Origin of the sequence: Exiguobacterium acetylicum, assembly GCF_019890935.1 — a bacterium.
Taxonomy (GTDB): domain Bacteria; phylum Bacillota; class Bacilli; order Exiguobacteriales; family Exiguobacteriaceae; genus Exiguobacterium_A; species Exiguobacterium_A abrahamii.
The window spans coordinates 1701286-1721749 of sequence record NZ_CP082333.1; the positions used below are offsets into that span (position 1 = coordinate 1701286).

General features: G+C 46.2%; 19 protein-coding genes. 13 read left to right on the forward strand and 6 right to left on the reverse strand.

Annotated elements, in window-relative coordinates; all coding sequences use genetic code 11:
• Nucleotides 1-56 precede the first annotated feature (56 nt).
• The 4 genes from K7G97_RS08905 to K7G97_RS08920 are packed head-to-tail and all read left to right on the forward strand — an operon-like array spanning nt 57 to nt 2689.
• Nucleotides 57-863, forward strand: coding sequence for a phosphotransferase (locus K7G97_RS08905; protein WP_223040347.1), 807 nt, complete (start codon nt 57-59; stop codon nt 861-863).
• A 37-nt stretch (nt 864-900) separates the two neighbouring features.
• A complete protein-coding gene (locus K7G97_RS08910) occupies nt 901-1332 on the forward strand; it encodes a hypothetical protein (protein WP_214729460.1) in 432 nt (143 codons plus the stop codon).
• A 49-nt stretch (nt 1333-1381) separates the two neighbouring features.
• Nucleotides 1382-2365, forward strand: coding sequence for a DUF2268 domain-containing putative Zn-dependent protease (locus tag K7G97_RS08915; RefSeq protein ID WP_262415728.1), 984 nt, complete (start codon nt 1382-1384; stop codon nt 2363-2365).
• 9 nt (nt 2366-2374) lie between these two features.
• Nucleotides 2375-2689 (forward strand): hypothetical protein, encoded by a 315-nt coding sequence (locus tag K7G97_RS08920; RefSeq protein ID WP_223040348.1) that lies wholly within the window; start codon nt 2375-2377, stop codon nt 2687-2689.
• A gap of 91 nt (nt 2690-2780) precedes the next feature.
• Here K7G97_RS08920 and K7G97_RS08925 read toward each other — a convergent pair whose 3' ends face one another.
• The 5 genes from K7G97_RS08925 to K7G97_RS08945 are packed head-to-tail and all read right to left on the reverse strand — an operon-like array spanning nt 2781 to nt 7455.
• Entirely contained in the window at nt 2781-4094 is a 1314-nt protein-coding gene (locus tag K7G97_RS08925) for a HAMP domain-containing sensor histidine kinase (RefSeq protein ID WP_223040349.1), read from the reverse strand.
• The gene (locus K7G97_RS08930; protein ID WP_023468396.1) at nt 4091-4762 is read right to left on the reverse strand and encodes a response regulator transcription factor; all 672 of its coding nucleotides are present in this window, start codon (nt 4760-4762) and stop codon (nt 4091-4093) included. Before K7G97_RS08930 ends, K7G97_RS08925 begins: the two co-directional genes overlap by 4 nt.
• 16 nt (nt 4763-4778) lie before the next feature.
• Nucleotides 4779-5924 (reverse strand): ABC transporter permease, encoded by a 1146-nt coding sequence (locus K7G97_RS08935; RefSeq protein ID WP_223040350.1) that lies wholly within the window; start codon nt 5922-5924, stop codon nt 4779-4781.
• Nucleotides 5921-6598: an ABC transporter ATP-binding protein gene (locus K7G97_RS08940; protein ID WP_223040351.1), complete on the reverse strand. Its 678-nt coding sequence runs from the start codon at nt 6596-6598 to the stop codon at nt 5921-5923. The genes K7G97_RS08935 and K7G97_RS08940 overlap by 4 nt, the downstream gene beginning before the upstream one ends.
• On the reverse strand, nt 6598-7455 hold the full coding sequence (locus K7G97_RS08945; RefSeq protein WP_223040352.1) for an efflux RND transporter periplasmic adaptor subunit: 858 nt from the start codon (nt 7453-7455) through the stop codon (nt 6598-6600). The genes K7G97_RS08940 and K7G97_RS08945 overlap by 1 nt, the downstream gene beginning before the upstream one ends.
• A 168-nt stretch (nt 7456-7623) precedes the next feature.
• On the opposite strand from K7G97_RS08945, the gene K7G97_RS08950 reads away from it, so the two are divergent.
• The 8 genes from K7G97_RS08950 to K7G97_RS08985 all read left to right on the forward strand — a co-directional run bounded on the left by K7G97_RS08950 (nt 7624) and on the right by K7G97_RS08985 (nt 18592).
• Nucleotides 7624-8319 (forward strand): ABC transporter ATP-binding protein, encoded by a 696-nt coding sequence (locus tag K7G97_RS08950; RefSeq protein ID WP_223040353.1) that lies wholly within the window; start codon nt 7624-7626, stop codon nt 8317-8319.
• 27 nt (nt 8320-8346) lie between these two features.
• Nucleotides 8347-9120 carry a hypothetical protein gene (locus K7G97_RS08955; protein ID WP_223040354.1) on the forward strand — a complete coding sequence of 258 codons (774 nt, stop codon included), beginning with the start codon at nt 8347-8349 and terminating at the stop codon, nt 9118-9120.
• A 19-nt stretch (nt 9121-9139) separates the two neighbouring features.
• Entirely contained in the window at nt 9140-11785 is a 2646-nt protein-coding gene (locus tag K7G97_RS08960) for an ABC transporter permease (protein ID WP_223040355.1), read from the forward strand.
• 69 nt (nt 11786-11854) lie between these two features.
• Nucleotides 11855-12136, forward strand: coding sequence for an LlsX family protein (locus K7G97_RS08965; RefSeq protein WP_223040356.1), 282 nt, complete (start codon nt 11855-11857; stop codon nt 12134-12136).
• Between the two features lie 153 nt (nt 12137-12289).
• Nucleotides 12290-12706 carry an NUDIX hydrolase gene (locus K7G97_RS08970; RefSeq protein ID WP_223040357.1) on the forward strand — a complete coding sequence of 139 codons (417 nt, stop codon included), beginning with the start codon at nt 12290-12292 and terminating at the stop codon, nt 12704-12706.
• A 14-nt stretch (nt 12707-12720) separates the two neighbouring features.
• A complete protein-coding gene (locus tag K7G97_RS08975) occupies nt 12721-15348 on the forward strand; it encodes an ABC transporter permease (RefSeq protein ID WP_223040358.1) in 2628 nt (875 codons plus the stop codon).
• 62 nt (nt 15349-15410) lie between these two features.
• Complete coding sequence (locus K7G97_RS08980) at nt 15411-18047, forward strand: ABC transporter permease (protein ID WP_223040359.1); 2637 nt, start codon at nt 15411-15413, stop codon at nt 18045-18047.
• Nucleotides 18048-18064: 17 nt separating this feature from the next.
• Nucleotides 18065-18592: an HAD-IIIA family hydrolase gene (locus K7G97_RS08985; protein WP_223040360.1), complete on the forward strand. Its 528-nt coding sequence runs from the start codon at nt 18065-18067 to the stop codon at nt 18590-18592.
• Between the two features lie 201 nt (nt 18593-18793).
• Here K7G97_RS08985 and K7G97_RS17485 read toward each other — a convergent pair whose 3' ends face one another.
• On the reverse strand, nt 18794-18916 hold the full coding sequence (locus K7G97_RS17485) for a hypothetical protein (RefSeq protein WP_256443265.1): 123 nt from the start codon (nt 18914-18916) through the stop codon (nt 18794-18796).
• Nucleotides 18917-19181: 265 nt separating this feature from the next.
• On the opposite strand from K7G97_RS17485, the gene K7G97_RS08990 reads away from it, so the two are divergent.
• On the forward strand, nt 19182-20438 hold the full coding sequence (locus tag K7G97_RS08990) for a hypothetical protein (RefSeq protein ID WP_223040361.1): 1257 nt from the start codon (nt 19182-19184) through the stop codon (nt 20436-20438).
• Nucleotides 20439-20464 lie beyond the last annotated feature (26 nt).

The window sequence follows — 20464 nt, forward strand, 5'->3', positions numbered from 1 at the left end:
GCATGCAAAAAGACTAGCCGATATGTAACCGATTACAAAAGAAAGAAGGAATATTCATGTCTGAAGAACAACGATTGACCGGCGGAAATGTCTCCGCTGTCTATCAAAAAGGTGAGCATGTCTATCGCTTACAAAAGGAGAACAGCAACAACGTCCAACGGTTATTATGCCACTTAGAAGCGAAACGCCTATCCGGTGTTCCGCGTTTCGTCGGCATCGACGAACAAAATCGAGAGATCCTGACCTTCCTCCCTGGCGAAACGGCCGATTATCCGCTAAAAGCATACATGTGGCATGACGACGTATTGGACGATGTTGCGCATCTGATGCGCCAGTATCATGACGCAACAGTCGACTTCGACGTCTCACCGGACTGGGCACCGTTGCTCAATACCCCGACTCCGCACGAAGTCATCTGCCACAACGATTTTGCCGTCTACAATACGATTTTTCAGGATCAAAAACTGAGTGGCGTGATTGACTTTGACCTCGCAGCACCCGGTCCACGTGCTTGGGATATCGTCTACACGCTCTATACGTTCGTTCCGCTTAGCAGCAGACGACAAGCACCTGACGGATCCGTTCTTGCTTATTCACCAGAGCAAGATGACACACGTTTCGCCAAGCGAGTGAGTCGGTTCCTTGATGCGTATGGCTATGAAGGACCGCGTTCCGAACTGCGATCCATGTTATTGTTACGCGTCGAAGCCCTCTATCTATTAATTGATCAAAGAGCTGCGGATGGTGATGCTGCCTTCATCAAGATGAAAGAAGAAGGTCACGACACACATTACCGCGCGGAATACCGTTTCATCGCGGAACATGGGGAGAAGTGGTTCATCGATAAATCTTCGATAACATAATATTCGACAACATCAATCATCACAAAGGAGTAATTTTTTGAAGATTATTGATCTCGATTTTTTACTGACGACTGAAGAATATGATCTCGAACTGGATACAATGTCGTTAAAGGCAAACGACCATTACGCGATTGATTTCTATTTTTATGGCGCTGACGAAACATTCAAGCTTTTGATTGACGATCCTTCGCGCGATTACTTTTTGATGCGTTTCGAAAAGTACGCCGTTTTCCTAGGAACGTTGCAAGAGCATGGCATCATCGACGACAGACTCCGAAATCCGTACCCGGTCGTGAAGTCAAAAGAATCGATCTTGGGAGAGTTCGCTGCGAAGTATATGAAAACGAAGGAAATTTATACGGAACGGGGAGACTTGCACTTATTTGCCATCAGGACGCATGAACAAGATTTTTATATTCTGTCCTACAGTGATCCAATCATCATTGATCATATGGCGAAAGAGGATTAATTGAACAGCAGATGTTGTTACACCTAAAAAAGAGGGGGACGAACGTATCTTGAAAAAATCACTGATATTTTTTTTAACTGCTCCCGTTCTGCTTTTATCCGCTTGTACAGAAGTGCAAAAGACATCACAGCCTACTACTCAACTGATGTCAAAGAGTGAAAAAATACAATCCGAATCAATAAAAATTGATGACGAAAGTAAATTGAACATTGTTTTTCTCTATGAACCGTACAAAAAATATCTACAGGCGTCTTTAAAAAACAATGATCCTGAAATAGATAAAAAGAATTATGCGAAGTATGTCTTAAGCTATATCGACGAAGTCGGGGAAAAGGAGCAGTTCGCGACAGCCGACTTAAAAGGTTCTCTGATGTTGCAATCAACCGTATACGAACAAGAGCTACTCGATAAAATCGAGAACTTGATGAAACAACAGGATAACATTAAAAAAATCATCCAAAAAAAATTCATCGCTTCACATAAGATCCTTCCTAAAAAGAAAAGTACTATTATTGTCGCTCCCATTAACCCTGAATCTTCTCTCGATATCCAGCCGATGAAAGGTGTTACTGGAGCCGCCTATAAAGATGCTTTCATTCTCTACCTGGATCCAAACTACGATCAAGATGTCTTAGCATATACGACGGCACATGAATATCATCACTTAGTCCTCATGGATACACCCGATTTTAGTTTAAATACGACTCTTAATTCCGTCATTGTCGAAGGAAAGGCAGATGCCTTTGCCGAGCGAATCGTCAAAGACGTTTCCACTCCTTGGAATGTGGATATGGATGAAGCAACAAAGAAACATGTCGTGCATCTCGTCAACAGCCATGAAGTATCACAACTCGACTTCGTTGTAGGTAACGAACAAAAAGAGATTCCTCGCTGGAGTAACTACATGTTAGGGCGTGATATCCTCAATCATTATTTTGAGTTGCATCCAGATCAGTCCATTGCTGACTGGACCTATACGAATCAAACAGATATCTTAAAAGGATACAAGTATCAAAAGATTCTTGAACAATGAGGTGCTTTCATGAAATACACATGTCCCGTCTGTGGATATGACCAAATGGACGACGGTGCTTATTATGAAAATGGTGACGCCTCGTTCGAACTTTGTTCTTGTTGTGGCTTTCAGTTCGGAGTAGACGATGATGTCGAAATCGAGGACGGTATCTTCTTATCAAGAAGTGAAGCACACGACTTGTATCGCGCGAACTGGCTCAAGGACGGTGCTAAAATCTTTAGTGAATATTCCTGTACACCTGATCAAGACGCAGGTGACCCTTTGAAAAGAAGGATACTACACAAACAATTACGAAGGATGCATATCAAGCTAGACAACTAAGCAGAATCCACATTGATGACTTACGCAAAAGAAAAGGAGCGCTACACTTCACGATAACATCGTGTATGTCCGCGCTCCTTTTCGTCTGTCATCATTCACGCGTCTCGTGCGCCGTTAACGTAACGGTCACGATTGCGCCTTGCTCCGACTGATTCCTAATCGTTAACTCACCGTCATGTAAATCAATGATTCGTTTAACGATCGATAATCCAAGACCATGTCCTTCATTCGCTCGTGACTGTTCGCCTTGATAAAAGCGATCGAACACGTACGGTAAGTCCGGTTCTGCGATTCCCGGTCCTTCATCGCGGATCGTGACACGAATGTTCTTTCCTTCACTTAAGGTCACTTCTAACACTCCCGATTCCGGCGAAAACCGAATCGCGTTCTCAAGCAGATTGAGCCAGACGTGCTGCATCAGTTCCTCTTCCCACTCGACGAACACTTCTGGTAAATGAAGCTCCAGTCGAAGTGATTTCTCCGTCCACTGTCGTTCCAGTAGTAAAAGACATGTTCGAAGTTGTTCATCAAGGCGATACCATTTCCGCTCGATGATCGTCTGATGATCAAGCCGCGATAAGCGAACGAGATTCGACGTCAAGCGTGATAGACGGGTGCTCTCTTGCTCCATGATCGTCAAGTACTGCTGCCGTTTATCCGAATTTTCTTCTGTCTGTAACAACCTAGAAAATCCTTGAATCGAAGCAATCGGTGTCTTCAGCTCATGCGAGATCGAGGCGACGAGATCTTTTGCGAGATGGTCGTTTCGTCGCAGTGCTTCGGTCATGTGGTTGAAGTTTTCAACGAGGAGTGCGACCTCATCATTTCCACCTTCCTTGATCGAGACATCATAGTTCCCGTTCGTCACTTCAATCGCCGCTTCACTGATGCTACGAATCCGTCGTGTCACGAGCGTGACAGCGAGCCAGGTCAGGATGAAGGCGACGCCGATCGTGATGACGATACCGATCCCAGCTGACGTTCGTAATCCGTCAAGGATGCGTTGTCCGGCAATCGGTGTCGAGACGAGATATCCTGTCTCCGTCTGGCGAATGTATTGCGACGGTTCGAGCCACGTCCCATCGATCGTAATTTCTCCTTTTTGCTGTAACTGGTCACGTTCTGACGACGATAATGATTGTACTTGATTGAGCGACGTGTATTGTGTCGTTTGAATCAAAGACTGATCCATGTACTGACTCGCCTCAGCGAACGACAGATTTTGGTCTTGCATCAATCGTTCAATCTGATCCGTTCGTTGTTGCAATTGATTATTTAGGTCTTGATCGACTTCTTGGAACTGGAACCAGACCGTCATGATGAACGGTAACAGCAGTGGTAGTAACAATAAACCGAAGAGGATGACGAAAAAGCGACCGGAGATCGAGCGGATGAAGCGTTTCACTGGATCACTCCCTTATAACCGAGTCCCCAGACCGTCTCGATCGTAAAATCATCATAGGCGCTGAACTTGTCACGCAACCGCTTGATGTGGACATCGACCGTCCGACTGTCGCTCTCGACATCATATCCCCAAATCTCGTCCATCAACTGCTGACGCGTAAAAATCTGCTTCGGATGTGCGAGCAAGCGATAGAGCAGTTGAAACTCCTTTTGTGGTAACGGTATCTCACCATGAGGCGTTACGACCGTCGCGTCCGTCATCCGTAGTTGCAGGGCACCCACGATTAATTCTTGCGCTGCTACGATCTTTGACCGGCGTAACAACGCTCGGATCCGCAGTAACAGTTCGTCCAAATCAACCGGCTTGACCATATAATCATCAGCACCGGTCGTGAACCCGGCTTCCTTATCCTGAAAGGAATCCAGAACCGTCAGCATCAAGACAGGTTGTTCGTATCCTGATTCACGCAGCAGCTCAACCAGTTCGATCCCTGAAACGTGCGGCATCATCACATCCGTTACGACGAGATCGACGTGTTGTTGATCCAGTTGGTCGAGTGCGTCTTTCCCGTCTCTCGATTCAATCACCGTAAAGCCGGCGGACCGGAGTGTCTCGCCCAATAGTAGACGGACATTCCGGTCATCTTCGGCAATCAAAATCGTTACCATCGTCCTCCTCCTTCACTTAAACATTTCGTAAGGCTTCGATCGGATTCAAACGAGATGCCTTTCGCGCTGGCATATAACCGAACAAGACACCGACACCGATCGAGAATCCGGCGGCAAGCAGAATCGTGCTCACGGAGAGTGTGAACGGTGTACTGATCATCAGACTGACGCCAAATGCGAGCATCGCTCCGACAAGAATGCCGATCACTCCACCCATCAAGGACAGCAGAATCGATTCCAAGAGGAACTGAAGGCGGATCGTACGTGGTTTCGCACCGAGTGCTTTTCGTAAGCCAATCTCTGTCGTTCGTTCCGTGACCGAGACGAGCATCATATTCATGATGCCGATCCCACCGACGATCAAGGAAATCGACGCAATACCCGTCAACAAGAGCGAGAGCATCGTATTGATTTGGTCAATCGAATCGAGGGCTTCATCCAAGCTGACAACGTCATACGTATCGTCGCGTCCGTTATAGAACTGGTACAGCTTTGCCGTGACATCCCGTTTGACGGTCGCGACGTCAGCTGCGTCCGTCTTGAAGATATCCACTTGCTTAACGGCTGTCACCCCAAGCGTCCGTAGGACCGTCGTATAAGGAATGACGATTTGATCGCCATCCGCGTCACTGACACCGACGATCTGGTAATTGAGTCCATCGAGCTGGATCGTCTTACCGATCGCGACCTGACCCGGATAGAGTGTTCGGGCGACGGATGGACTGACGACGGCGACGTGTGTCTGTTGTTTCACATCACTGATGACGATGCCGCGTCCTTGCGGGACATCTTCAGATTCCCGGTAATAGATGTGATTTCGCCCTTCGATCGTCACCTGGTCGAGTATATGATTTTCAACACGGAGGTCCCGGACCGTCGAAACGGTCGGTGAGACACCGCGTGTTCCTTTAATCGTGTTTAACTCTTCCAGTTGTGCAGGTGATAATCCTTCTTTCAACGGCGTCTCTGTCGTTTGGACCGTTAATTTATTGGCACCGAACGACGCGACCTCTTCATTAATTGAGGCCGTCGCGCCGTTGACGATCGAAATCAAGGCGATGATCGATGCGACACCGATGATGACACCAAGCGTCGTCAAGAACGACCGCATCTTATGATGCCAGATATTCGACCATGCCATCCGTAACGTTTCGCGAATCATGTCGTCACCTCCGTCACCTGACCATCTTCGATCCGGATGATCCGGCGGGCTTGCTTAGCAATATTGACATCGTGTGTGATCATGATGATCGTCTTCCCTTCCTCTGAGAGGCTCTCGAACAACTCCATGATTTGTTTCCCTGTCTTTTGATCGAGCGCTCCGGTCGGCTCATCAGCGAGTAAGATCGTCGGTCGCGTCACGAGCGCCCGGGCAATCGCAACCCGTTGTTGTTGACCACCGGACAGTTGACTCGGTAAGGCATCGGCTTTATCTGTTAATCCGACACGTTCCAGGAGCTCAAGCGATCGCGCGCGACGCTCTTTGCGCGAGACGCCGGCATAGATGAGCGGTAATTCGACGTTTTGTAAGACGCTCATGCGCGGTAGCAACTGGAACTGTTGAAAGATGAAGCCAATTTCTTCGTTGCGAATCATTGCTAGCTGATCCTCGGATAGATCGTGGACGAGCTGCTCCTGCAAACGATAGACGCCGTTTGAAGCGACATCGAGGCATCCGATGATATTCATCAGCGTTGATTTTCCTGAACCCGAAGGTCCGAGGATCGTTACATATTCACCAGCCTCGATCGTCAGCGATACTCGATCGAGGACGATGTGACGATTGGTTCCTTCGCCGTAAGCTTTTTGGATTTCTTGCAAGTCAACGACCGGCATCAGGACGCACCTCCTGGTGGAGTCGGAAGAAGACCGGAACCACCGTCTTCACTCGGCAGGAAGACTTCGTCTCCGGCGGACAATCCGTCCTTGATTTCAATATCCTGTCCGTCCGTCACGCCCGTCTCGATGTATTGACGAGTCGTTTCCCCGTTTTTTTTCACATATACATACGGACGATCCGACTTCGAATACGAAATGACATCGAGCGATAAGACAGGTACATCTTGTGCGAGTTGATATGGTAAACGTCCCTCGACCGTCATGCCGGGTAACCAGTTTGACGAGCTCGGTACCGATACCTTTGCATTGAAATACGTACTTCCATTTTCCGTCACAGCTTCCGGACTAATCGATTCGACCTTCCCTTTGATGGTTTTATCAGATGCATCCGTCTGTAGTTCAATCGTATCTTCAACTTCAATCCGTTCGATATCTTGTTCATCAATTTTCAGACGAGCGATCAACTCTTTGTTGTCTGCAACAACGAAGAGGACAGTATTCGGGGCATAAACTTCGCCTTCCGTGACGTCAAGACGAACGAGTTGTCCAGAGCGAGGTGCCTTGAAATCTTCTCCTCCTTCGACGCTGACGATCGTTTGACCCGACTTAACGGTATCTCCTTCTTCAAATCGAACGTCGGTGACACGGACATCACGATCACTGATGACCGTCTGTCGATCTTTCGCTTCAAGCGTGCCCGAGAAGTAGAAGAATGTTTTTAATGTCTTTGACTCGACGACCTCCTTCGTTCCTTGTGCCTCTCCTCGTCCTAAAAAGAGCGTGGAACCGATTAACAGGAGTACCAGGATGACCCCTCCACTGATCCATAACCATTTCTTGCGTGTTCGTTTCATGTTAAATGCCTCCCTTGATTGGTGTTAATCCGATCATAGAGAGAAGTTATGAACCAACTATGAACAAATGTAAAAAAAGTGGTTGGATCAGAAATAAAAACGCAATAGACAAAATTTTCTAAAAATAATACACTAAACATAACCAAATTATGTAAAAGGAGTGGTCATATGGATATTACCTTTCAAGATATTTCGCATACATTTGAACGAAGCGGTGTCCGGACCGATGTCTTGCATCAACTAAACGGTCAGTTTTCGCAAAGTGAGGTGACGGCACTCGTCGGTCCATCCGGGTCTGGAAAATCAACGTTCCTGAGTCTCCTTGGTTCGCTTGATCGTCCGACGTCCGGGCAGATCCTCTATGACGGGCAGGACATCACGTCTTGGAAGAACAAACGGTTATCGCAATTCCGCTCGCAAGAGATCGGCTTCATCTTCCAGCAGTTTCACTTATTACCGGCACTGACGGTGTCCGAGAACTTAAAGGTCGCCTTATTAAAGCAAAAGACCTCTTTCAATCAAGATGATCGGATTCTCGAGCTGCTCGAACGGGTTGGACTCGACGATAAACGGAATGCTTTACCGGCTCAATTATCCGGTGGACAACAACAACGGGTGGCGATCGCCCGTGCCCTGCTTCATCATCCGCAATGGATTCTCGCGGACGAGCCGACCGGTAATCTCGATTCCGTGACCGGTGACGCAATCTTCGAGTTGTTACTAGAGCTGCATCGTGAAGCTAAATGTGGCGTTTTATTTGTCACACACGACCTAGAACTCGCCGAACGTGCCGACCGGATTCTCTTCATGCAGGACGGACGAATCGTTGAAGATCGCCGGAAGCGCACGGTGCAAAGTGTCTAAGTACTGTTTATAGGGAGGTGTTCCACGTTGCACACGTTTCGTGCCAAATTAATCACGAGCTTCATCGGCTCAATTGTCGTTTTTCTGTTGCTATCGGTATCGACGCAGTCCGCGTATGAAGCATTTCAGAATGCGGACTTCTCGGAACAGGAGACGACGATCGTTCGGGGATGTGGAAAAGATACATTATCAAATCTGCTATTTTCAAAATATAATTGCCAAGACGATGGCATAATTGACGAAGATTCTGAAGGTGAGATTTTAGGTATAAGTACAGGTAAAACGGAAAAAGTGGATGGAACAGCACGTGGAAAAGCCAATGCTACCAAGTCGCCAGGCTTTTTGGAATCAGCCGAAGAAAAGGCAGGCTCTAGTTTTTCGATCATCCTTCTCTTGTTGCTTCTTGTCGTAAGTTTCATCATTTATTTTGTAATCAAAAAACGAAAGCGACTCACAGGAAAACATACTTTAGACATTACGGAGACTATGGAAGATCAATCAAATCTTTCTTTCAAGAATAAAACTTCGTCTAAAACAACTCAGTCTATGCCTACTCCTCCTATAGAATCATTACGCCTGATGCTATTTGATTTTAACCAACGATTACCACGTGCCCTTCAGCGACGAAGTCACGAATCGTTGACAGACTGGACAGAGCGCATTCATCTGGTGACGCCACTCTCCCCTTACTTCGTCACCCGCTACGCAGCGCAAGCAGAAGTAGAAGCACTCGATGCACAAGCGATTCACCATTTCGAACAAGATCTTGCGCGTTATTTAAAGACGCAGCTCTCCCAATAACAAGCAAAGGAGACTACATATGTTACGCTTCGTCATCAATCAATGGCGCCGGCAGCGCGGGAAGTTCATCCTGACGCTCGTCGGTGCCCTCATCATCAGTGCCGGACTCAGTTTGATGTTCAATCTTACCGACTCCAGTCAAGGAACGGTCGAACAGACGTTACAAAAAAAATGGTCGTCTGCGTATGACATCGTCGTCCGACCGAAGGGAAGTCAGCTTGCAAGTGAGTCGAACGATTTACTGGAACCGAACTATTTGAATGGAATCGATGGTGGGATTTCCTTCAAACAATACGAAACCATCAAGAAAATGAACGACATTGCCATTGCGGCACCGGTTGCTGTGATGGGTTATGTCAAACTTGGCTTACGCGTTGATGGGCAATGGGACGTTCCCGATAAACCTGGCTTTTACCGTTTGAGAGAAACGCTGACATCACCTAACGGTTTCGGGGAAAAAATCCTAAGCGACGAAGCCGTTTATAGTGTCAATGGCAATCAAAACGCACGAGTTGCTGATATACCAGGAGTCTTTACAACTAAGTCCACGTCGCGAATCATCTATCCTCGAACATTCAGCTTGCTGGTGGCAATTGATCCTGAAGCTGAAGCCAAGTTAGTAGGTCTTGACCGTAGCATCATTCCTATAAAAGGAAATAGTCGCTATTTTACTAAAAATGATAAAGCAACCGAAAAAGCAGATCCAAATACGATACCAATTCTTTTAAATCCAAATTCATTCAATCAAGGGACTTTTCAGTATTCAATCGAACGACTAGATGTTCCATTCGGTACACAAAAACAACAAAATACATTTTATTCAAAGATTCCAAAGGATTTTACACCTGCGTTTGAGATGCTGAATGAGATTCCAAGTAAAACAATCAAAAAATTTACGATCTCTTCAAAAGATGTTGAGCAAAAATTTTTTAACACTTTAACGAATACTTCAACAAAAAATATCCAATCATCACGATTGGATGATGCAACGATTGCTGATTACTTACAACTCGAAATCACAACTGGACCGCTAACGTACCAATCTGAAAAAAGTCCGTATGCCGCGCGTTGGTCAAATGCCTATCAAGTTGAGAGTCAGAAAATTCAAGTCACGAATCCATTTTTAAAGGATATAAACTCTTTACCTAAAACCGGATATCGTTCCACGCATTCGTTAGAAAAAAAAGTAAAAGACACTATGGGTAGCGGGAATGATATTTATTATTCTCCCGGCTTTTCAATGAATGTCATCGGACTTTATGATCCTAACAAAATTCGTGTATCAAAAGATCCACTTAATGAGTTACCGATGGAGACATATCGTCCTTCTTCAGCTGATCTGGTCTTAGATGCAAACAGAAAACCAATCAATCCAGCTAAATCTATCAATACTTCAGGCGACCCAGTCGGATTACTGACTAACTCACCGAATATGTTGACGACTTTAGACAGTGCACAGCAATATCGAGGCAACAAATCGATCTCATCGATTCGTCTAAAAATTAAAGGTGGCGAAACACTCAGCGAAGAGTCCGATCAACTCTTACAACAAATCAAAGCAACCATCGAGAGAGATCCTGGTCTTGTCGCTACGATCACTAAGGGTTCTTCCCCACAACCGGTCGTCACGAAAGTCGTCGAACAAGGCAAAACACTCGGTTGGATCGAACAACCATGGGTTCATATCGGTGCTGCGATGACGATTTTCCGCGAGACGAGCGTCGGGTTCTCCGGTGTCATCTTCGCGATGCTCGCCGTCGCGATCGTCTATGTCCTCGCGACGAGTTATGTTTCGATGCTCGCCCGCCGGAAAGAATTTGCCGTTTTACTCGCACTCGGCTGGCGGACGAAGGATCTCTACAAAATCGTCTTGATTGAGGCGGCGATTCTCGCCGGATTCGTTTCAACAATCGCCCTGATCGTCGAAGGGATCTTCTCATATGTCCGTAACGAAGCGATGAACGGCTGGAGTCTTCTCTGGATCGCGCTGTTCAGTCTCGTCATCTACCTGGCAGGTGCGACGTGGTCAGCGTGGACGATTCGCCGCATCTCACCGTACGAAGCGATCAAGACCGGTGAATACGCGAAAGCGGCTCGTGTCGGACTGAAACTTCGTTCGACCGTGACACTTGCACTAAAGGAACTGATCGGGAAATGGAAGCGCAATAGCCTGTCCGTCCTCTCGATTGCTTTACCGACAGCTCTCTTAACCTTCTTCCTGTTCGTGACATTCCATTTACAAGGTGTCCTCTATACATCGTGGCTCGGACAATTCGTTGCCCTGCAAGTCGGTCCAATGCATTACGTAACGATGGGTGTTGCAATTACGATCGCCATTTTAACGACGGGTGAGATCATGTGGCAAAACGTCACCGATCGCCGTGCTTCACTCGCTGTCTTAAAAGCACTCGGCTGGACGAACGGTGCGATCCGACAGTTGATTGTCCTCGAAGGTTTCCTTGTTGGTCTGATTTCTGGAGTCATTGGGCTGATTGTTGCCTACACGACGATTTATGTCTTATACGACCTTGTTCCATGGAATGAGCCTTTGTTGATTGGCGTATCGCTCGCCTTACCGATTCTGTTCGGTGTCATTGCGGCGTTCATCCCAGCACAACTGGCCGCACGTGTTCAACCGTATCAAGAACTAAAGGACGCAGGATAATTAATTCCTGTTGAGTAATAATTTTTATACGTATGTATAGCTAACCAGTTGAACAATAGGAGGTTCTATATGAAAAAGAGGCTATTAAGAATCGCTACAGAAATTATTGTCGGTATATTAGTTTCTACAGTTCTATTTTCTTTCGTTATCTATTTCGGATATACAGAAGCCTCCGCACGCAATAGTGCAATAACTATCTTCGGATTAGAAATCTTTAATTTTGAAAATGGTACAGAAACTCCTAATTCAAACAATATGATGATACTCGGCAGTGTGTGTTCTTTTCTATTTGTCATTATTGGAGAGTTTTTATTCGGACGAAAGAAAACTGTTTTGAATAGAGCAACATAAAGAATCATTATCGATACTAATGAATGTGAAGGTATCTCTCTAATCATCTTTTCGAAATAATTGAAGACCGTATTATGTCACTTTTTTTAAATGCATTTTAATATTTACCGGAGGGGCAACAGGCGTTGTCCCTCTCTTCACAGGAGGAAGTCTATGTTCCCGACATCGATTTATTCGTTATCAGCAGGAGCGGTCGTCTTGAATGACCAAAACGAGATTCTTTTGATCCAAGGACCGGATCGCGGCTGGGAGTTTCCGGGTGGCATCGTCGAGCCTGGGGAAAGTGCAGCTGACGGTATCATTCGCGAAGTCAAAGAAGAGTCTGGAATTGAGATTGAAATCGTGAAATTTTGCGGCATCTATCAAAACCTCGAGGCGAATGTCTGTGCGACCTGTTGGCTTGCAAAAGCGATTGGTGGTCAACTGCAGACGAGCAGTGAAAGTTTAGCAGTCGGTTTTTTCCCGCTCGAAGAAGTGTTACGACGCGTAACGTGGTCGAACTTCAGCGAACGAATCTTACATATCTTAGATGAACAGTCTCATCCATTTTTCGTAGCCTTTACCCCATAAAAGGAGGAATGACGATGTTCCGTTTTGTCTTAAATCAATGGCGCCGGCAGCGCGGGAAATTCATCCTGACGCTTGTCGGTGCACTGATCATCAGTGCCGGGCTCAGTTTGATGTTCAACTTGACGGACTCCAGTCAAGGAACGGTCGAACAGACGTTACAAAAGAAATGGTCGTCTGCGTATGATATCGTCGTGCGACCGAAAGGCAGTCAGATGACGACCGAGTCGAGTAAGTTACTCGAACCGAATTATCTCAATGGAATCAATGGTGGGATTTCGTTTAAACAATATCAACAAATCAAACAAATGGATGCGATTGATATCGCAGCCCCGGTGGCTGTCATGGGATACGCCAATATTGGCATCTCGATTCCAAATCAAATCCACTTTCCGGATGAGCCTGGTATTTATCGACTGAGTAATTCACATTATGGTGCTGGTGGATTTTCGAAAGAACTCATTGCACAGGATGGTGCCTACTTTTCAACTATGGAAGAGCCGCTCGTTCCTCCGAATACGCGATTGATCCATCTTCAAGATCCGAAAGGTTTTTCATCCATACAACCCTTTACCTATAGTCTTATCGTCGGAATCGATCCGGAGGCGGAAGCGCAACTCGTCGGTTTGGATAAGAGCATCCTCAATCAGAAGAAGTTTCGTTACTTCAACCAGGAGGATGTCCCCTCAGCCAGCAAGAAGAGTTCCAATGAATTCAATATCCCGGTATTGATTAATCCAAAATCCTTCAATACGGGGTATAGTCAATTTAAGTTAGAACAAGTTAACGTCGATCTGAAAACGAAACAAGCACGCGACACATTTTATCAACGACTAGCTCAATCGAACGCTCCTCAACCTCTCGATCAAGAAAAACGAAAGATCATCCAAGACATTAAAGTCGATGCCTCTAAAGTCGAGAGCGCTTTTTTTGATTCCCTACTCGGTCAAAAAACTAAGGTATTTCCGCATTCGGAAGCAAATACTAACGCTCAACTCGTCGCCCAGACAGGCTCATTGACTTATCAAACGGTGAAGAGTCCGTTCCCTACACGATGGGAGAATGCTTATGAAGTACACACAGCACCTACTGCATTCAAAAATGCTATATTACCATCCTCTTATCTTCCGAAGCGTGGCTTCCGGACGGTAGATTCTTATGAAATAAAAATGAAAAAATCGGATGGATCTGCTTTTAAGTCAATGAATCCTTATCTGACGTTTAATGTCGTCGGTTTGTATGATCCGAACAAGATCAATGTCTCCAAAGATCCATTAAACGAATTACCGATGGAGACCTATCGACCATCGGCTGCGAGTATCGTACTTGACTCAAAAAATGAACCGGTCAATCCTGCCCAACCGATCAACACGACCGGGAATCCAATTGGTCTGTTGACGAACTCTCCAAACGTTCTTACGACAGTCGATAGTGTCCAAGAGGTGATGGGCGATCAATCGATTTCATCGATCCGATTGAAAGTAAAGGGGGCTTCTACTGTCGGTGAACAGTCAGATAAAACCTTACAACGTATCAAGTCGGAAATCGAACAAGAGACTGGTCTTATCGCTACGATCACCAAAGGTTCCTCTCCTCAACCCGTCGTCACGAAGGTCGTCGATGACGAGAAGACGCTCGGTTGGATCGAACAACCGTGGATCCACATCGGCGCTGCGATGACGATCTTCCGCGAGACGAGTGTCGGGTTCTCAGGTGTCATCTTCGCGATGCTCGCCGTCGCGATCGTCTATGTCCTCGCGACGAGTTATGTCTCAATGCTCGCGCGCAGAAAAGAATTCGCTGTTTTACTCGCACTCGGCTGGCGGACGAAGGATCTCTATAAAATCGTCTTGATCGAGGCGGCGATCCTCGCCGGATTCGTTTCAACAATCGCCTTGATCGTCGAAGGTATCTTCTCAATCGTTCGGAGAGAAGCGATGAACGGCTGGAGTCTCCTCTGGATCGCACTGTTCAGTCTCGTCATTTACCTGGCTGGCGCAATCTGGTCGGCGTGGACGATTCGACGGATCTCACCGTACGAAGCAATCAAGACCGGTGAATACGCGAAAGCCGCTCGCGTCGGACTGAAACTTCGTTCGACGGTGACACTCGCACTAAAGGAACTGATCGGGAAATGGAAGCGCAATAGCTTATCCGTCCTCTCAATCGCTCTCCCAACGGCACTGCTGACGTTCTTCTTATTCGTGACGTTCCATTTACAAGGAGTGCTTTATACATCGTGGCTTGGTCAATTCGTTGCCCTGCAAGTCGGTCCGATGCATTACGTGACGATGGGTGTTGCGATCACGATCGCTATTTTGACGACGGGAGAGATTATGTGGCAAAACGTCACCGATCGCCGGGCTTCGCTCGCCGTCTTAAAAGCACTCGGCTGGACGAACAAAGCGATTCGTCAGTTGATCGTCCTTGAAGGTTTCTTAATCGGACTCTTTTCCGGTATCGTCGGACTGTTAATCGCTTACACGACAATTTATACACTGTACGATCTTGTTCCGTGGAATGAGCCGTTGTTGATTGGCGTATCGCTCGCCTTACCAATTTTATTCGGTATCATCGCCGCGATCATTCCAGCACAACTGGCAGCACGTGTTCAACCGTATCAAGAACTCAAAGATGCAGCTTAATATTTTATTTTGTAGCGAGGGGCAACAGACGTTGTCCCTCTCTCTTCACGGGAGGAAGGATTATGTTTCGTTTTGTCTTAAACCAGTGGCGCCGGCAACGTGGAAAATTCATTTTGACGCTCGTCGGTGCGCTCATCATCAGCGCTGGACTCAGTCTGATGTTCAACTTGACCGATTCAAGTCAGGGTACGGTCGAACAGACGTTACAAAAGAAATGGTCGTCCGCGTATGATATCGTCGTTCGACCGAAAGGCAGTCAGATGACGACGGAGTCGAGTAAGTTACTCGAACCGAATTATCTTAATGGGATTAACGGTGGGATTTCGTTTAAACAATATCAACAAATCAAACAAATGAATGAGGTTGATATTGCAGCCCCGGTCGCTGTCATGGGGTATGTCATGTCTAATGTTTCCTTTGAAAAAGCGATTAAAATTCCTTCCACACCAGGAATCTATCGTTTTACAGAAACCACTTATATTCAAAACGGCTTCAAGAAAGAGCGACAATCAAAAACTGTGCTTCATCTTGCTCAAGGAACAAAAGTTCAAGTTCCTGAGAACGCTTCATTCATTTCTGAACAAATTGATGGTTTTTCAACGGCTGTCGCTAGAAATCCAGTCCTGATCGTCGGTATTGATCCAAAAGAAGAAGCACGGTTGGTCGGTCTGGACAAGAGTGTACGTACGACGAACAAATCCCGATACTTCAATTCGACCGATCACCATGAGTCAGACGCGGCTAATAATCAAAATATCATCCCGATCTTAGTGAATCCGAATTCTTTTAATAAGGGAAGTTACGACTATGATATCGAACGTCTCGATGCTCCTTATCAAACCGAACAAGACCAGCAAAAACTAATTGATAAGGTCATCAAAACACAACCAAAACGGTCTATTATCAATTCTCCTCTTGCCTCTTATCCCGCTAAGAGTATTCAACACCTTTCCATCCCAACCGCTAAAGTAGAAGAAACCTATCTGCGAACGATGGTTGAAAAAACGAACAGCTTACAAACGGATTCTGAATATGCAGAAGGAGGACAATTGGTTTATCAATCTGGCCCTCTTCAATTCCAATCAACGCTTAGTCCATTTACAAGCCGATGGAGCAACGCTTTCGAAGTATCCGCGACGTCGACACGAATTTCAGGAATCGGTATTGAGAAGGAACTTATTTCAGATAAAGGATATCGCTCCCTCACATCGATGGGACAAAAGGTTAAAAAACCAGAACCAGGCTCATCTAATGTCCGCTTTCCATTTTTACAATTTAAAGTCGTTGGTCTGTACGATCCGAAAAACATCAAGGTCTCAAAAGACCCGCTGAACGAGTTACCAATGGAAACTTATCGTCCTTCGTCTGCCGATCTTGTTTTAGATGCGAAGGGGGAACCTGTCAACCCAGCGAAATCGATTGATACGTCTGGTAATCCCGTCGGACTGTTGACGAGTTCTCCAAACATCCTGACGACGATTGACAGCGCGCGAGCAGTCAATGGTGAACAAGCCATTTCTTCGATTCGCCTTAAAATCAAAGGCGCTTCGACCGTCAGTGAAGCATCGGAGCAACTACTCCAAGACGTGAAAAAGCAAATCGAACAGAAAACTGGATTAATGGTCACAATTACTAAGGGTTCCTCTCCTCAACCCGTCGTCACGAAGGTTGTCGATGACGGTAAGACGCTTGGCTGGATCGAACAACCGTGGATCCACATCGGTGCTGCGATGACAATCTTCCGCGAGACGAGTGTTGGGTTCTCAGGCGTCATCTTCGCGATGCTTGCCGTCGCGATCGTCTATGTCCTCGCGACGAGCTATGTCTCGATGTTAGCGCGTCGGAAAGAATTCGCTGTTTTACTCGCACTCGGATGGCGGACGAAGGATCTCTACAAAATCGTTTTGATCGAGGCGGCGATTCTCGCTGGATTCGTCTCGACGGTCGCCTTGATTGTTGAAGGAATCTTCTCATATGTTCGTAATGAAGCGATGAACGGCTGGAGCCTTCTTTGGATCGCGTTGTTCAGTCTCGTCATCTACCTCGCTGGTGCGACCTGGTCAGCTTGGACGATTCGCCGCATCTCACCGTACGAAGCGATCAAGACCGGTGAATACGCGAAAGCCGCTCGCGTCGGACTGAAACTTCGTTCGACTGCGACACTCGCACTAAAGGAACTGATCGGGAAATGGAAGCGTAATAGCCTGTCCGTTCTCTCAATCGCTTTACCGACGGCACTGCTGACGTTCTTCTTATTCGTGACGTTCCATTTACAAGGTGTTCTTTACACGTCGTGGCTCGGTCAATTCGTCGCCCTGCAAGTCGGTCCGATGCATTACGTTACGATGGGCGTTGCAATCACAATCGCTATTTTGACGACAGGTGAAATCATGTGGCAAAACGTCACCGATCGCCGCGCCTCACTCGCCGTCTTAAAAGCGCTCGGCTGGACGAACAGAGCGATCCGACAGTTGATTGTCCTTGAAGGCTTCCTGGTCGGTCTGATTTCCGGAGTCATTGGACTGATTGTTGCTTATACGACGATTTATGTCTTGTATGACCTCGTACCGTGGAATGAACCGTTGTTGATTGGCGTATCGCTCGCCTTACCGATTTTGTTCGGTGTCATCGCCGCCTTCATCCCAGCTCAACTGGCAGCACGTGTCCAACCGTATCAAGAACTAAAAGATGCTTCGTAAACTAAGGAGTTGTACACATGAATTCTATTCAGGCAATATTTCTTGACCGAGACGGAACGATTGGTGGAGATGCTACCGTCCACTACCCTGGAACGTTTGCGCTATTTCCATACGTTTCTTCGCTAATCGAACGCTTACGTAATCAAGGGATTTTACTGATTGCGTTTACGAATCAACCTGGTATCTCAAAAGGATTGGCGCGTGAAGAGGATTTTCGGACAGAATTACTGAGCTTTGGCTTTGATGATACGCTGATTTGCCCGCATGCCGCGGAAGATTGTTGCACCTGTCGCAAACCATCACCTGAATTATTAAAACAAGCACAAGCAAAACACGATCTCCGACTCGATCAATGTGTCGTCATCGGGGACCGATGGAGTGATATGATGGCAGCTGCGCACGCCGGGTGTATCAAAATTTTAGTCCGAACCGGTGCTGGAGAGAGCTCCATTCGTGATTACGCTGATCGCGTGGAACAAGCAAACGTCGACTATATTGCCGACGACTTAACGGACGCGATCGCTTGGCTCGATACACAAAACTGAACAAACAAAAAGGCGCACTTCCACAACGGAAGTCGCGCCTTTGTTAATGCTTTGAACGTTTTGGTTGAGAAGATGCGTAGACACTGACCGCTAACACAAATAAGATTGAAAACCATGTCCAAAATGACATGTTATCGCCTCCTTTGAATGATGCGTAGGTACTTTAACTATCTTCTTTTCATTACCAATAAACCCCTGCAATCATTTATTAGCGATTTTTCGTAACAGATAAAGCGCGTAGATGATCGATGGAACAGCCATCGCCATGAGGATGAGATGGACACTTCCGAATAACACGTTCACAGCTAGATTAAAATCTGACACTTTTGTTTCCTCCTACAGCTTAATACTACTTCTAGTTACTCTTCTAGAATAATACATTAAATCGTGTTCGACGCCTTACAATTATGTAATAAATTTCAATTCACATTCTTTTTCCAATACTTCACGTTACACTGAACGTATGAGAAAGAGAAAGTACTCATCGATGGTCTTCTCTTTTACTTGAACAATTAGCTGATATTGTACACCTGTTTTTGATCAATCATCATTATGAATCAGCTAATCGTTATTTAAAGGAGTGAACGTAGTGCATATCTTAACTAACCAATTAGTCGAATTCATTATCGAGAAGTATCAGTTAAATGATTACATTCTCTATGAGTCATCTTACGCTCGACACAAACGGAACGACCAAACCGTCTACTCTTTTGAAACGTTTTGGATTCCACGAGATGCATCGGTTATCGAGGAAGAGGATAACACGATGCTTCCTGAAGGAACCGTGCAGATTACAATTGACCCTGTCACGAAACGAACGACGACGTTATCCTTACACGGTTCGACCCCGATTCATTCCGTTCCTGACGATTTACGTGAGCCAACCACTCGGATCGCTTGGATCGAATCAGAGACTGATATGATCCATGGTACGCATTTCATGCTCGAAGAAGAAAACGACACTTTTTTCAGTTATGTGAGTTGTCACGAAGGGATTCGGCTTTCACCCGATTGTTTCATTCACTTGACGTTAACGGAAAACGGTCAACTCGATGAGTTGTTCCTATACGGTCCTCACCCGAGTGATCATCATGTGAATCAGGAACCTTTCGCTTTAACGCTCGAGGACATCGACTCGCTAGCTAAACAACAAATAAAGTGGTTCTCCTATACAAAACCAGGACATCAATACGCGCATACTGTCGTCGAGACGATCGTGACGCAAGAAGGGTCTATCCTTGTGCCTAGTAAACTGGATTTCACGTCATCACTTGATCGAAATGACATCTTAACGTGGGCAAATCCGTCAACTTCAATTCTCAAGCGCCATCCTTTCCAATCAGCAGCAAGCGTGACAGCAGAGGATGTGATCATGCAGACTGAACATCCTGATTTTCATCCAATCCAGCAAGAGACAGTGAATGCCTGTCGAATTGCGGTTCAAGAAATCGTCCAAAACGTCTACCCCAGTGAATCCGGACAATGGGCGATTCGGTACATCTACCGGCAACATCCCTACCTTGCTGTCAAATTGTCACGCGCGTATCCGACGTCATATGTTGATCAGCAAAGACGCGTCACAATTCTCCTTGACGAAAAGACGCTTAACTGGATTAGCTTGACCGACGATCAGGAACTCCATACCGCGCTCGCATCCGTTACTGCACCAAAGCTCGAGGATGATCAGCAAGACATCATCTTCAATGCATTACGTCCGTACCTTTTGCTCACGCCGCGTTATGTGTTCGATATCTCAAAAGGTCAATACGTTCTTTGTGGCAAGCTTGACTCGAACCATGCCTACTTACCAGCAACAAATGAGGTCGTTTTAATACGTGATCTATAAAGTGAAGATAGATATAAAGGAGTGAA